22 protein-coding genes are annotated in these 13381 nt (G+C 44.0%); all 22 read left to right on the top strand.

All coding sequences use genetic code 11. The annotated features are described in order from the left end of the window. The first annotated feature begins 13 nt into the window (after nucleotides 1-13). The gene (gene rpsH / locus ACUN27_RS02330; protein ID WP_029196454.1) at nucleotides 14-412 is read left to right on the top strand and encodes a 30S ribosomal protein S8; all 399 of its coding nucleotides are present in this window, start codon (nucleotides 14-16) and stop codon (nucleotides 410-412) included. Between the two features lie 29 nt (nucleotides 413-441). Next, on the top strand, nucleotides 442-984 hold the full coding sequence (rplF, locus tag ACUN27_RS02335) for a 50S ribosomal protein L6 (protein WP_315955990.1): 543 nt from the start codon (nucleotides 442-444) through the stop codon (nucleotides 982-984). 100 nt (nucleotides 985-1084) lie between these two features. Continuing rightward, nucleotides 1085-1453 carry a 50S ribosomal protein L18 gene (rplR, locus tag ACUN27_RS02340; RefSeq protein ID WP_157326747.1) on the top strand — a complete coding sequence of 123 codons (369 nt, stop codon included), beginning with the start codon at nucleotides 1085-1087 and terminating at the stop codon, nucleotides 1451-1453. A gap of 28 nt (nucleotides 1454-1481) precedes the next feature. Beyond that, the gene (gene rpsE / locus ACUN27_RS02345; protein WP_029196451.1) at nucleotides 1482-1979 is read left to right on the top strand and encodes a 30S ribosomal protein S5; all 498 of its coding nucleotides are present in this window, start codon (nucleotides 1482-1484) and stop codon (nucleotides 1977-1979) included. 11 nt (nucleotides 1980-1990) lie between these two features. Next, nucleotides 1991-2179, top strand: coding sequence for a 50S ribosomal protein L30 (gene rpmD / locus ACUN27_RS02350; protein WP_079417994.1), 189 nt, complete (start codon nucleotides 1991-1993; stop codon nucleotides 2177-2179). Nucleotides 2180-2215: 36 nt separating this feature from the next. Continuing rightward, entirely contained in the window at nucleotides 2216-2656 is a 441-nt protein-coding gene (gene rplO / locus ACUN27_RS02355; protein ID WP_127457532.1) for a 50S ribosomal protein L15, read from the top strand. Beyond that, nucleotides 2656-3960: a preprotein translocase subunit SecY gene (gene secY / locus ACUN27_RS02360; RefSeq protein ID WP_445558319.1), complete on the top strand. Its 1305-nt coding sequence runs from the start codon at nucleotides 2656-2658 to the stop codon at nucleotides 3958-3960. Before rplO ends, secY begins: the two co-directional genes overlap by 1 nt. Nucleotides 3961-4045: 85 nt before the next feature. Further along, nucleotides 4046-4696 carry an adenylate kinase gene (locus ACUN27_RS02365; RefSeq protein ID WP_445558320.1) on the top strand — a complete coding sequence of 217 codons (651 nt, stop codon included), beginning with the start codon at nucleotides 4046-4048 and terminating at the stop codon, nucleotides 4694-4696. Further along, on the top strand, nucleotides 4696-5448 hold the full coding sequence (gene map / locus ACUN27_RS02370) for a type I methionyl aminopeptidase (RefSeq protein WP_315955988.1): 753 nt from the start codon (nucleotides 4696-4698) through the stop codon (nucleotides 5446-5448). The genes ACUN27_RS02365 and map overlap by 1 nt, the downstream gene beginning before the upstream one ends. 10 nt (nucleotides 5449-5458) lie before the next feature. After that, entirely contained in the window at nucleotides 5459-5764 is a 306-nt protein-coding gene (locus ACUN27_RS02375) for a KOW domain-containing RNA-binding protein (RefSeq protein WP_315955987.1), read from the top strand. A gap of 2 nt (nucleotides 5765-5766) precedes the next feature. Then, complete coding sequence (gene infA, locus ACUN27_RS02380; RefSeq protein WP_009676800.1) at nucleotides 5767-5985, top strand: translation initiation factor IF-1; 219 nt, start codon at nucleotides 5767-5769, stop codon at nucleotides 5983-5985. Between the two features lie 107 nt (nucleotides 5986-6092). Continuing rightward, nucleotides 6093-6206 carry a 50S ribosomal protein L36 gene (gene rpmJ / locus ACUN27_RS02385; RefSeq protein WP_029196444.1) on the top strand — a complete coding sequence of 38 codons (114 nt, stop codon included), beginning with the start codon at nucleotides 6093-6095 and terminating at the stop codon, nucleotides 6204-6206. A gap of 19 nt (nucleotides 6207-6225) precedes the next feature. Further along, the gene (gene rpsM, locus ACUN27_RS02390; protein WP_127457527.1) at nucleotides 6226-6594 is read left to right on the top strand and encodes a 30S ribosomal protein S13; all 369 of its coding nucleotides are present in this window, start codon (nucleotides 6226-6228) and stop codon (nucleotides 6592-6594) included. Between the two features lie 18 nt (nucleotides 6595-6612). Then, a complete protein-coding gene (rpsK, locus tag ACUN27_RS02395) occupies nucleotides 6613-7008 on the top strand; it encodes a 30S ribosomal protein S11 (protein ID WP_028557470.1) in 396 nt (131 codons plus the stop codon). 126 nt (nucleotides 7009-7134) lie between these two features. After that, nucleotides 7135-8079 carry a DNA-directed RNA polymerase subunit alpha gene (locus tag ACUN27_RS02400; protein WP_029196443.1) on the top strand — a complete coding sequence of 315 codons (945 nt, stop codon included), beginning with the start codon at nucleotides 7135-7137 and terminating at the stop codon, nucleotides 8077-8079. A 24-nt stretch (nucleotides 8080-8103) separates the two neighbouring features. Then, the gene (rplQ, locus tag ACUN27_RS02405) at nucleotides 8104-8469 is read left to right on the top strand and encodes a 50S ribosomal protein L17 (RefSeq protein WP_057304263.1); all 366 of its coding nucleotides are present in this window, start codon (nucleotides 8104-8106) and stop codon (nucleotides 8467-8469) included. Between the two features lie 108 nt (nucleotides 8470-8577). After that, the gene (gene truA / locus ACUN27_RS02410) at nucleotides 8578-9339 is read left to right on the top strand and encodes a tRNA pseudouridine(38-40) synthase TruA (RefSeq protein ID WP_315956009.1); all 762 of its coding nucleotides are present in this window, start codon (nucleotides 8578-8580) and stop codon (nucleotides 9337-9339) included. 172 nt (nucleotides 9340-9511) lie between these two features. Beyond that, nucleotides 9512-9949, top strand: a complete 438-nt coding sequence (gene rplM / locus ACUN27_RS02415) for a 50S ribosomal protein L13 (RefSeq protein WP_127457525.1) — start codon at nucleotides 9512-9514, stop codon at nucleotides 9947-9949. 18 nt (nucleotides 9950-9967) lie between these two features. Beyond that, nucleotides 9968-10360, top strand: a complete 393-nt coding sequence (gene rpsI / locus ACUN27_RS02420) for a 30S ribosomal protein S9 (RefSeq protein ID WP_090826682.1) — start codon at nucleotides 9968-9970, stop codon at nucleotides 10358-10360. 264 nt (nucleotides 10361-10624) lie between these two features. After that, entirely contained in the window at nucleotides 10625-11317 is a 693-nt protein-coding gene (locus ACUN27_RS02425) for a phosphoadenylyl-sulfate reductase (protein ID WP_445558321.1), read from the top strand. Between the two features lie 30 nt (nucleotides 11318-11347). Then, complete coding sequence (sat, locus tag ACUN27_RS02430) at nucleotides 11348-12520, top strand: sulfate adenylyltransferase (protein WP_445558322.1); 1173 nt, start codon at nucleotides 11348-11350, stop codon at nucleotides 12518-12520. A gap of 71 nt (nucleotides 12521-12591) precedes the next feature. Next, nucleotides 12592-13353 carry an N-acetylmuramoyl-L-alanine amidase CwlD gene (cwlD, locus tag ACUN27_RS02435; RefSeq protein WP_445558323.1) on the top strand — a complete coding sequence of 254 codons (762 nt, stop codon included), beginning with the start codon at nucleotides 12592-12594 and terminating at the stop codon, nucleotides 13351-13353. The last annotated feature ends 28 nt before the right edge of the window (nucleotides 13354-13381 follow it).

A 13381-nucleotide genomic window follows, 5' to 3' on the forward strand; every position in this document is an offset into this window, starting at 1 on the left:
GAGGTTTACACAAATGGTCATGTCAGATCCAATTGCAGATATGCTAACTCGCATTCGTAATGCGAATATCGTACGTCATGAGACAGTTGAAATCCCTGCATCAAAAGTGAAAAGGGAAATCGCTGAAATCCTTAAAAAAGAAGGATTTATCCGTGATGCTGAGTACGTTGAAGATAGCAAACAAGGTATCATTCGTTTGTTCCTGAAATACGGTTCAAACAATGAGCGTGTTATCTCCGGTTTGAAGAGAATCTCCAAACCAGGACTACGCGTTTACACAAAATCACAAGAAATCCCTCGTGTATTGGGCGGATTAGGGATTGCCATCATCTCCACATCTAAAGGAGTTATGACGGATAAAGATGCTCGTCAATCCAAAGCTGGCGGAGAGGTTATCTGCTACGTTTGGTAATACAATTGTAATTGAATGGAGGTGCAAACATGTCTCGTATTGGTCGCAAACCAATCACCATTCCAAGTGGTGTAAATGTAACACTAGAGAATACTCAAATCACGGTTAAAGGTCCTAAAGGTTCTTTGTCCCGTGAACTTCATAAAGATATGAAAGTAAGTGTTCTAGAAAACGAGATTTCCGTTGAGCGCCCTTCCGACAATAAGCTCCACCGTGCTTTGCATGGTACAACACGCAGTGTTGTTGCCAACATGGTAAGTGGTGTAACGGAAGGTTTCGCGAAATCTTTGGATCTAGTAGGTGTAGGTTACCGTGCTAACAAAAGCGGTGACAAACTGGTTCTTAACGTAGGGTACTCTCACCCAGTTGAAATCACTCCAGAGGGCGGTATTGAGTTTGAAGTTCCTTCAAACACTAAAATTATCGTTCGCGGAATTGATAAAGAACTCGTTGGTGCTATGGCAGCTAAAGTTCGTGCAGTACGTGAGCCTGAGCCGTATAAAGGTAAAGGTATCAAGTATGAAGGCGAGCGTATTCTTCGTAAAGAAGGTAAAGCTGGTAAGAAGAAATAAGATCGTAAGATCGCGGGTAATAGCTAAGAGCTTTCGTGAGAAAGCTTGCTATCTAAGCATAAGCCTCGCATCATAAGTGATGAAAGGAGTGTAAGTATAGATGATTACTAAAGGCGATAAAAACAAAGCACGTTTGAAAAGACACCTTCGCGTTCGTAAGAAAATTGAAGGTACTACTGCTCGCCCACGTTTGAACATTTTCCGTTCTTCCAAACACATGTATGCACAACTGATTGATGACACTACTGGTGTTACAATTGCTGCAGCATCCACTCAAGATAAAGATCTGAAAAGTGATATCGGTAACGGTGGTAACGTAGAAGCTGCTCGTAAAGTTGGCGCATTGATCGCAGCACGTGCGAAAGAAAAAGGTGTAAACCAAGTGGTATTTGACCGCGGTGGATACCTTTATCATGGACGTGTGCAAGCATTGGCTGACGCAGCTCGTGAAGCTGGACTAGAATTCTAGGAAATAGATATATAAGGAGGTAAAAGACTTGCGTGTAGATCCTAATACTTTAGAGCTAACAGAAAAAGTTGTTAATATTAATCGCGTAGCTAAAGTAGTAAAAGGCGGACGTCGTTTCAGCTTCAGCGCACTTGTTGTCGTTGGCGATGGCAATGGCTGGGTTGGCGCAGGAATCGGTAAAGCTTCCGAAGTTCCTGATGCAATCCGCAAAGGAATTGAAGATGCGAAAAAGAACTTGATTCATGTTCCAATCGTAGGCACTTCTATTCCTCACCTTGTAACTGGTAAGTTTGGAGCAGGACGCGTTCTGCTTAAACCAGCTTCCCAAGGTACAGGAGTTATCGCAGGTGGACCAGTTCGTGCAGTACTTGAACTTGCTGGTATCGGCGATATTTTGACAAAATCCCTGGGTTCATCGAACTCTATGAACATGGTTAACGCAACGCTTGAAGGCTTAAGCCGTTTGAAAAAAGCGGAAGAAGTTGCAAAGCTTCGTGGTAAAACTGTTCAAGAGTTACTAGGTTAGGAGGGGTAAACATGGCGAAACAACTACAAATTACCCTAAAACGCAGCCTGATTGGCCGCCCTGAAACGCAACGTGTTACTGTGAAAACTCTTGGTCTGCGCAAGCTGCACCAAACTGTTCTTCACCAAGATAACGCAGCAATCAGAGGTATGGTTAATCAAGTGAGCCATTTGGTAGAAGTTAAAGAAATCGAAGCATAATTGCACGATATTAAGATCTAGAGGAGGTGTACAACGATGAAGTTACATGAACTAAGTTCTGCTACAGGCGCTCGTCAAACTCGCAAACGTGTTGGACGTGGAACAAGTAGTGGTATGGGTAAAACATCAACTCGCGGACACAAAGGTCAAAACGCACGTTCCGGTGGTGGCGTTCGTCCTGGATTCGAGGGTGGACAAAATCCATTATACCGTCGTTTACCTAAACGTGGTTTCACGAACCGTTTCCGTACGGAGTACGCAATCGTGAACCTTGAAGATTTGAACAATTTCGCAGCTGGTACCGAAGTTACTCCAGAAGTTTTGATGGAGTCTGGTATTGTTAAAGCTCCTAAAGACGGCATCAAGATTTTAGGAAACGGTGAAATCACAGTAAAATTAACCGTTAAAGCGAATAAGTTCTCTCAATCAGCGATTGAGAAAATCCAAGCTGCCGGCGGTCAAACCGAGGTGATTTAATGTTCAGTACCATAGCCAACATCTTCAAGGTAGAGGATTTGCGTAGAAGGATTGTATTTACACTCATCTTGTTAATCGTCTACCGCTTAGGTGCGTTCATTCCGGTGCCTAATATAAATACAGATGTTCTTAAACTTCAAGACCAAGCGAATCAGAGCGATGTCTTTGGTTTGCTTAACACGTTTTCCGGCGGTGCGCTCTTCCAGTTCTCCATCTTCGCGATGGGAATTATGCCTTACATCACAGCTTCTATCATCGTTCAGCTTTTGTCCATGGATGTAGTCCCGCGCTTTGCGCAATGGGCGAAAGAAGGCGATGTTGGAAGAAAGAAGATGACGCAAGTTACTCGCTACGGTACGATCATCCTAGGTATTGTGCAAGCATTCGGTCTTTCAATCGGGTTCAACCGCTTATATAGCGGGCTCGTTATCGATCCAGGTATCGCAACATTTGCTTTGATTGCTATCGTATTGACTGCTGGTACAGCTTTCTTGATGTGGCTCGGGGAGCAAATCACTGAATTTGGGATTGGCAACGGTATTTCCATTATCATCTTTGCAGGTATCGTCGCGGCGATTCCTACAAGCATACAGCAAATCTACAAGTCACTGTTTGCGACCGAAGGAGCTTTGTTCCTGAATATCGTAAAACTGATCATTATTGCTATCGTTGTTGTGCTGATTATTGCTGGTGTCATCTTTGTACAACAAGGGGTTCGTAAGATTCCTGTACAATATGCTAAGCGTGTAGTTGGTCGTAAAATGTATGGTGGTCAAACTACGCACATTCCACTTAAAGTGAATGCTGCTGGTGTAATCCCAGTTATCTTCGCACTGTCGTTATTAATGTTCCCTCCAACGATCGCAAGTTATTGGAGAGGTAATGTCGTTGCAGAATGGATTATTAACAACTTGAGTATTAACCAGACTGCTCCGTTAGCGATTGTTCTGTATGTACTGTTGATTATCGGTTTCACATACTTCTACACTTTCGTACAAATTAATCCAGTTCAAATGGCTGATCAGATGAAGAAAAATGGTGGCTACATACCGGGGATCAGACCTGGTAAAACAACTTCTGTTTATCTGACTCGTGTAATGACTAGAATTACTCTTTCTGGAGCTCTGTTTCTCTCAGCAATCTCGATTCTTCCAATGCTTTTTGGAGGTCTTGCAGGCTTGCCAAGTTCGGTTCGGATTGGCGGTACATCTTTACTTATCGTAGTAGGCGTTGGTCTTGAAACAATGAAACAAATCGAGAGCCAATTGATTAAACGGCATTACAAAGGGTTTATCAATAAATAGCAAATAGGTTCTGATGGGGCAAATTATGCGACATCGGCACCTATTGTGCTGTTCGTAATGCCGAGTGCGATGGGAGGATTTAAAGTTGAACGTAATTTTTATGGGGCCTCCTGGTGCAGGCAAAGGTACGCAAGCTGAAAAGATCGTAACTGAATTTCAAATTCCTCATATTTCAACTGGTGATGCGTTTCGCTTGGCGATGAGCCAGGGAACACCACTTGGTGTTGAAGCCAAAGGTTATGTGGATAAGGGTCTTCTTGTTCCTGATGAAATCACGAACGGTATTGTAAGAGAGCGTCTTGCTCAACCGGACTGCGATAAAGGTTTCCTGCTTGACGGGTTCCCGAGAACTGTTGCTCAGGCAGATGCTTTGGCTGAAATTGTAGATTCCTTAGGCAAGAAGATTGAATTAGTAATCAATCTTTCCGTTGATCGCAGCTTTTTGCTCGCACGACTAACCGGCCGAAGAATTTGTAAATCCTGTGGTGCTACGTATCATGTAATCTTCAACACACCAAAGCAAGAAGGCGTATGCGATAAGTGTTCAGGTGAGTTGTACCAACGATCTGATGATACGGAAGAGAAAGTCGGAACGCGTTTGGATGAGTACATCAACAAAACCGCTCCGCTACTGGATTACTACCAAAAGAGGGAATTATTGCGTGAGGTTAACGGGGAACAAGACATTCATGCGGTAACCGAACAAATTAGTTCACTACTACGAGGTCTAGCGTAATGATCATTTGTAAGTCCGAGGTTGAACTAGACCTTATGCGAGAAGCAGGTCGTATCGTAGCAGAAACGCACCGCTTATTGGCAAGGGCAATTCGTCCGAACATTACAACGAAAGAACTTGATCAGATCGCAGAGGATTACATTCGCAGTCAGGGAGCAATTCCATCTTTCAAAGGCTATAACGGTTTTCCTGGAAGCATTTGTGCTTCAGTCAACGAAGAATTAGTTCATGGTATTCCTGGTCCAAGAAAGCTGGTTGAGGGCGATATTATCTCTGTTGATATTGGCGCTCAGTATAAAGGTTATCATGGAGATTCTGCTTGGACGTATCCTGTCGGTGAGATATCTGAAACAGCCAAACGTTTGTTAGCCGTGACAGAAGAATCGCTGTATCGAGGCATAGCAGAAGCTAAACCGGATGCTAGACTCTACACGTTGTCGCATGCAATCCAAACTTGTATTGAAGACGCAGGCTTCTCCGTGGTTATAGAGTATGTCGGTCACGGTATCGGAACGGATCTTCACGAAGAACCACAAATTCCGAATTACGGTGTACCTGACAAAGGTCCCCGTCTCAAACCAGGCATGGTCCTAGCCATTGAACCCATGGTGGTCGTTGGCGAAAGATTCGTCCAAACACTCGAAGACGATTGGACTGTTGTCACCGCGGATCGTACATTATGCGCTCATTTTGAACATACGGTTGCAATAACGGCTGCTGGTTACGAAATATTAACCTTGCCTAGATCGTAGGTGATGATGAATGGATAGGTTGATGCCGAAGGTGGGTCAAATCGTAAAGGTGCTTCGCGGTAGAGACCCCGGAGAATATGCGGTCGTGATTGCCATTGTCGATGATCGCTTTGTCTGGCTTGCAGACGGCGTACATCGGAAATTCGATCAGCCGAAGAAGAAGAACCTGAATCATCTTCAAATACAAGAAACGATTAGTAGTGAAGTGGAGTCAAGCATTAGGGAAACAGGTCGTGTTACTAATGGAAAGTTGCGCTTCGCAATTGCCAAATTCGTTGAACTCAAGCAAGTTGAAGCACAAGAGAAAGGAGAATGACTGTGGCCAAAGAAGATGTAATTGAAGTAGAAGGTACAGTGATTGAACCTCTTCCGAATGCAATGTTTAAGGTTGAATTGGAAAATGGTCATAAAATCCTAGCCCATGTATCTGGTAAAATCAGAATGCACTTTATCCGCATTTTACCTGGAGACAAGGTTACCGTAGAATTATCGCCTTATGATTTAACGAGAGGCCGTATAACCTACCGCTTTAAATAAATGTTCGGCTTACATGTAAGTTACTCTCTCAAGGCGTATGCTTACGAAGCAAGTTTTCTAACAGAAAACGCAACATGGTTGCTTACGATGATAAGGAGGGCTTAGAAATGAAAGTTAGACCATCGGTTAAACCGATTTGCGAGAAATGCAAAGTTATTCGCCGTAAAGGTAACATTATGGTAATTTGCGAAAATCCAAAGCACAAACAAAAACAAGGTTAAAAGGAGGTGCAATCTGTAGATGGCACGTTTAGCTGGAGTTGACTTACCTCGTGACAAACGAGTAGTAATCGCGTTGACTTACATTTTCGGAATCGGCACTACAACTGCTCAGAAAATCATCGCTACAACAGGTATTGACGGCAGCACTCGCGTTCGCGACCTGACGGAAGATGAAGTGAGCAAAATCCGTGATGTAATTGACAAAACCCTTAAAGTAGAAGGCGACCTTCGCCGTGAGATTTCCCTAAACATCAAACGTCTAATCGAAATCGGATCCTACCGTGGTCTTCGTCACCGCCGTGGTCTTCCTGTTCGTGGTCAACGTACTAAAACTAATGCTCGTACACGTAAAGGTCCTCGTCGTACAGTAGCTAATAAGAAGAAATAATAAAGGGGGTTAGAGCTAATGGCAAAACCTAAAAAAGTAGTCCGTACAAAACGTCGTGACCGTAAAAATATTGAGTCCGGAGTTGCACACATCCGTTCAACATTTAACAATACGATCGTAACGATCACGGATCCTCATGGCAACGCAATTTCCTGGGCATCCTCAGGAAACCTTGGATTCAAAGGTTCCCGTAAAAGTACTCCTTTTGCGGCACAAATGGCAGCTGAAAAAGCAGCTAAAGCAGCTATGGAGCACGGCTTGAAAACTGTTGAAGTTATGGTTAAAGGTCCAGGCGCTGGCCGCGAAGCAGCAATCCGCTCTTTGCAAGCAGCAGGTCTTGAAGTAAACCTGATTAAAGACGTGACTCCGGTTCCTCACAATGGCTGCCGTCCTCCAAAACGTCGTCGCGTATAATTCAGGATTACTTTGTAGTATAATTATCTTAAAAACGTGAATAATGGTTTGAAGGATAGGCATACTATGAAATTTTGAAGCGAAGTATCCAGAGGGAAACGACGTATTGAATGGAGGGTACATTTCATGATCGAAATCGAAAAGCCAAAAATAGAAACCGTAGCATTAAGTGAAGACGGCGCTTATGGAAGATTTATCATAGAGCCTTTGGAGCGTGGCTATGGTACAACATTAGGTAACTCACTACGTCGTATTTTACTGTCCTCTTTACCCGGGGCTGCAGTAACCTCTGTCCAAATCGATGGCGTTTTGCATGAGTTTTCAACGATTCCTGGCGTGCTTGAGGATGTAACGGAAATTATCCTTAATCTTAAAGGACTTTCGTTGAAAATTCACTCCGATGAGGAGAAAGTGCTTGAAATTGATGCAGAAGGAGAAGGTAATATTACTGCGGCAGATATCCGCGGTGATAGCGATGTGGAGATTCTTAACCCGGATCTGCATATTGCAACCTTATCTCCGGATGCGCGTCTTCACATGAGGATTCATGCGGGCAGAGGACGCGGTTACGTCCAATCGGACAAAAATAAGCATGAAGAACAACCAATTGGTGTCATTCCAATTGATTCGATCTACACGCCTATTACCCGAGTAAATTACAGTATCGAGAATACTCGCGTCGGCCAAGTGACGAACTATGATAAGTTGACCCTCGAAGTGTGGACCGATGGAAGTATCAGACCAGAAGAAGCAGTAAGCTTGGGCGCCAAAATCTTAACTGAACATCTGAACTTATTCGTCGGTTTGACGGACGAAGCCAAAGATGCTGAGATTATGGTGGAGAAAGAAGAAGATAAGAAAGAGAAAGTTCTGGAGATGACTATCGAAGAGCTGGATCTATCTGTTCGTTCTTACAACTGCCTCAAGCGTGCAGGGATTAACACCGTACAAGAGCTAATTACCAAAACAGAAGAAGACATGATGAAAGTTCGGAACTTAGGTCGCAAATCGCTTGAAGAAGTTCAAGAAAAGCTCGAAGAGCTTGGTTTGGGTCTTCGTACCGAGGAATAGTCTTGTCAGAAGGAGGTTAATTCAATGAACTACAGGAAGTTGAACCGCGATTCCAGTAATCGTAAAGCATTGTTCCGTGATCTGGTTACAGATTTGTTCATACATGAACGCATTCAAACTACAGAAGCAAAAGCAAAAGAAATTCGTTCCATCGCTGAGAAGTTAATCACTCTTGCGAAACGCGGAGATCTTCATGCACGCCGTCAGGTTGCTGCTTTTGTTCGTAGAGAGGCTGCAAACGAAAACCAAGATGCGATTCAAAAACTTTTCTCCGATTTGGCTACTCGTTACTCCGAGCGTCCAGGTGGATACACTCGTATCCTTAAACTGGGACCACGCCGCGGTGACGCAGCACCAATGGTATACCTAGAGCTAGTAGATCGCGCATAAGACGGATGGGAAAGGGTGGACGGAATCATAGATTCTGGTGAAGCCCTTTTTTTGCAGTCTTTTACCTGACCTATAAGGTAGGAAGGATGACTCATGGAGGAACAAGCCTTGAGAAATCTACGGTTTACCATAAGCTATGATGGCACAGCATACTCAGGCTTTCAGATTCAACCCAATGCGGATACCATCCAGCAGCGGTTAGAACAGGCTGTTTATCTGTTGACTGGTGAGCAAGTGAAAGTGGCCTCCTCGGGGCGCACTGACGCTGGTGTTCACGCCAAAGCGCAAGTTATTAATTTTACCACGAATTCCAAGATACCTGTGGAACGTTGGTGTTTAGCCCTAAACGCTAGACTACCCAAGGACATCGTCGCTCATACGGCGGAGGAGGTCCCCCCATCTTTTCACTCCCGCAAAGCCGCGAAACGCAAGACTTACTGTTACACGATTCGTTCGGTGCGCTTCCCTGATGTCTTTCACCGCAATTATGAATACCATCACCCTACGCATTTAAACGTGGAAGCCATGAGAGAGGCGCTCCCTTGTTTGCTAGGAGAGCATGATTTCACTTCGTTTTGCACGGTGAGAACGGATAAGGAAGTAAAGGTGAGAACCCTCTACGAGGCTCGTATGGTGCTTGAAACCGATGAGTTAACCGGCGGGGGTCAGGTTGAAAGGATTCGTATCATTGTGACGGGGAACGGCTTCCTTTATAACATGGTTAGGATCATTGTAGGCACGTTAATTCAGATTGGCGAAGGTAAGAGACCTAGCAGCGATATGCAGCGCATTCTTGAGGCCAGAAACCGGGCTGAAGCAGGGCCAACTGCCGAAGCGATGGGGTTAATGTTGTGGAAAGTAGAGTATTAAAAAACTTGAAACTTTTCTTGCTTCTTCACTAGATTTCGTGTAAAATATAACTTGGCGTTTCGTGATCGGCTATCCCACAGCCCCTGATCCGCAGCTGCCACAACCATCCATCGTTTATGTAAGTTAACTATAATAAATATGTATTTGAGATATATTTTTAGGAGGATTCAGCATGCGCACGACATATATGGCGAAGCCAAATGAAGTAGAGCGTAAATGGTACATTGTTGACGCTGCAGGCCAAACACTTGGCCGTCTTGCAAGTGAAGTTGCTAGCATTATCCGCGGTAAGCACAAACCGGAGTTTACTCCACACGTAGATACTGGTGATTTCGTAGTTGTTATCAATGCTTCCCAAATTAAGCTTACTGGTAAAAAAATGCAAAACAAAATGTACTACCGTCACTCTTTATACCAAGGTGGTTTGAAAGTGACTTCCGCTCAGGACTTGCTTAACAGCAAACCTGACCGTATGATCGAATTTGCCGTACACGGTATGCTTCCTAAGAACCGTCTTGGCGACAGCTTGAAAACAAAGCTTAAAGTATACGGTGGAGCAGAACACCCACATCTAGCACAACAACCAGAAGTTTGGAATCTTCGCGGTTAATATAAGGAGGAACGTTTCGTGGCACAAGTTCAATATTATGGAACGGGTCGTCGTAAACATTCGGTAGCGCGTGTGCGCCTAGTACCGGGTGAAGGACGCATCATTATCAACAAACGTGATCTAGATGAGTATTTCGGTCTAGAAACTTTGAAACTTATCGTTAAACAACCTTTGGCTTTGACAGAAACTGTCGGTAAATACGACGTTTTGGTTCTTGCTAATGGTGGTGGAATCAGCGGACAAGCTGGAGCAATCCGTCACGGTATCTCCCGCGCTTTGTTGAAAGCTGATCCTGAATACCGTGGATCCTTGAAAAAAGCTGGATTCCTAACACGTGATTCCCGTATGAAAGAGCGTAAAAAATATGGATTGAAAGCCGCTCGTCGTGCTCCTCAATTCTCCAAACGTTAAAATCTTGCGCTTCGGCGCTCGAAAGAAACCTTCCTGGCAGCTTGCTGGGGAGGTTTTTTCTGTCTTTACGCAGGTTTTTATCTTTTTCGCTGAAAAGTATTCTCAATTCATGTCGTTTTTTATCGTCATTTTCATCAAAGTATTTAAAACAGGTAAAGTTAATACCAAAATGATGAAAAGTCATTGACAGCAAGAAGAACTCAGCTATAATTAAATATAAATCATACAATATCACTCGGAATTAAAAATGGAGGTAATGTACCAATGAATCTTTTCGAAAAAGAAGCCTTTGTTAATAAAGCCGCTGAAGAATTTGAAAATCAGCCTGCTGAAGCTGTTTTGAGATTAGCTGTTGAAAAATTCCCCAGTTTAACGCTTGCATGCAGTTTTGGTGCGGAAGATGTTGTGCTTGTTGATATGCTGCAAAAGATTAATCCGAACGTAGATATTTTTTACTTGGATACGAACGTTCATTTTCCAGAAACATATGAGACTCGGGATCGTCTTGAGCAGCATTATGGAACGAAATTCGTTCAAGTACTGCCTAAGCTTACGCTTGAAGAACAAGCAGAGAAATTTGGCGATGAGCTTTGGAAAAGCGATGCAAACCAATGCTGCAACATTCGTAAGGTGGATCCGCTCACAGATATTCTAAAAAACTACGATGCATGGATTACCGGGATCCGCCGCGACCAAGCTCCGACTCGTGCGAATGCTAAAAAAGTAGAATATGATGTGAAATTTGGGCTGATTAAATTCAATCCGTTGGCTAACTGGACGTCAGAAGATGTATGGAATTACATTCGTGGGAATAATGTAATTTATAACCCGTTGCATGATCGTAACTATCCAAGCATCGGCTGCTCGCATTGCACGCGTCAAGTAGCAGAAGGAGAAGATCCACGCGCAGGCCGATGGGCGAATACGGAAAAAACGGAGTGCGGACTCCACAAATAAGAATAGCGGAATGATGGGGGGACTACGTCAATGACGAGGATCAAACCACATGGTGGCGAATTAATCAATCGCTTGGTACCGGCAGAGCATAGAGAAGAATTGCTCAAAATCGCGGCATCCTTGAAACAAATTCGTGTAAACTCATGGACCATTTCTGACCTTGATCTTATTGCAGTAGGTGCTTTTTCCCCTCTAATCGGTTTTCTTGATGAAGCAAATTACAATACGGTTGTAGAAACTATGCGCTTAACAGATGGGACGGTTTGGAGTATTCCAATTACGTTGTCCATTCCTCCGGACGTTGCTGCTTCCATTACCATTGGTGAGCAGGTTGCGCTTGTCGGCGAAGAAGATGGCGTACCCTATGCTATTTTAGACACGACTAGCATCTACAAAGTCGACCAAGTGAATGAAGCTGTTAAAGTTTTCAAAACGGATGATTCGGAACATCCAGGTGTTAATAAGCTGTTTTCTCGATCCTCTACTAATATCGGTGGACCGATCCAGATGCTGAACCGTCCTAAGCCGAAGAAGTTTGAAGAGTTCTACTATGATCCATCGGAGACACGTCGTATTTTTGCGGAAAAGGGTTGGAAAACCGTTGTTGGTTTCCAAACACGTAATCCAGTCCATCGTGCGCATGAATACATCCAGAAATCTGCGATGGAGATCGTGGATGCTTTATTTCTCAACCCGCTTGTTGGTGAAACAAAGTCCGACGATATTTCCGCTGATGTTCGGATGAAAAGCTATCTTGTTCTCCTCGAGAACTACTATCCAAAGAATCGCACGCATCTAGGCGTTTATCCGGCCGCTATGCGCTATGCAGGGCCCCGTGAGGCGATTCTGCACGCTATAGTTCGTAGAAACTATGGTTGCACTCATTTTATCGTAGGACGCGACCACGCGGGCGTAGGTGACTACTACGGTACGTATGAAGCTCAAGAGATTTTTAGCAGTTTTACAGCAGATGAATTGGGGATCACACCTCTATTTTTTGAGCACAGCTTCTTCTGCACGAAATGCGGTAACATGGCATCTAGTAAAACTTGTCCACATGATAAGTCATACCACATGCACCTCTCCGGTACTAGGGTACGCGGCCTTCTTAGAGATGGACAGTGCCCACCGCCGGAGTTTACACGTCAAGAGGTTGCTCAAGTTTTAATTGAAGGGCTTCGTGACCCTGATTATCACGTGTAAGCAAGGTATATTTGTCCACCCTGTCCCATATAGATGATACAGAGTCTATGGGGAACAGAGGTGGATTTTTTATGCGTAAAAGGAAGAAGCGGTTGGTCGTCTGGCTGACTATTCACAGTAGCCTCAAGCTGGCACTTTCGACTTTATTGGTAGCGCTCGTGGTTTTTATCTATGCCTATGAGCTTCCGGCGACGAAAACATGGTCAGACTGGACATTACCGTTATCGGGTAAAACCATAGCGCTGGATGCGGGGCATGGTGGTCCGGACGGCGGGGCTTCGAGCAAAGAAGGTGTGATTGAGAAAGATATCAATCTTGCCATTACTTTGCAATTGCGTGATTATTTACAGCAAGCAGGGGCGCTCGTTGTGATGACCAGAGAAACCGATACAGATCTAGCGGACCCAGGTACCAAAGGGTACAGCAAAAGAAAAACCGAAGATCTCCACAATCGCGCGGATATGATAAATGAGAAAAATGCAGATATGTTCTTGAGCGTACATTTGAACAGTATTCCATCGCCGAAATGGAAAGGCGCACAAACGTTCTACTACACAAATAATCCCAACAACTCCAACCTTGCTGCGCTAATTCAACTCGAATTAAAAAGAAATTTGGAAAATACGGATCGTATCGCCAAGCCTGCAGATAAAACGGTCTATTTGTTAAAAACATTAAAAATTCCAAGTGCACTCGTAGAAGTAGGGTTCCTTTCTAATCCGGATGAAGCAAGACTTCTTGCTGACGAGAAATATCAAAAAATGGTCGCGGCAGCCATTTATCAGGGTGTTCTTAGATTTTATGCCGGTGAGAAAGTGGGTTCTGAATCATAATGTGTTATAATAAAGGCCACTAATATAA

Source organism: Paenibacillus sp. WC2504, from assembly GCF_052682475.1.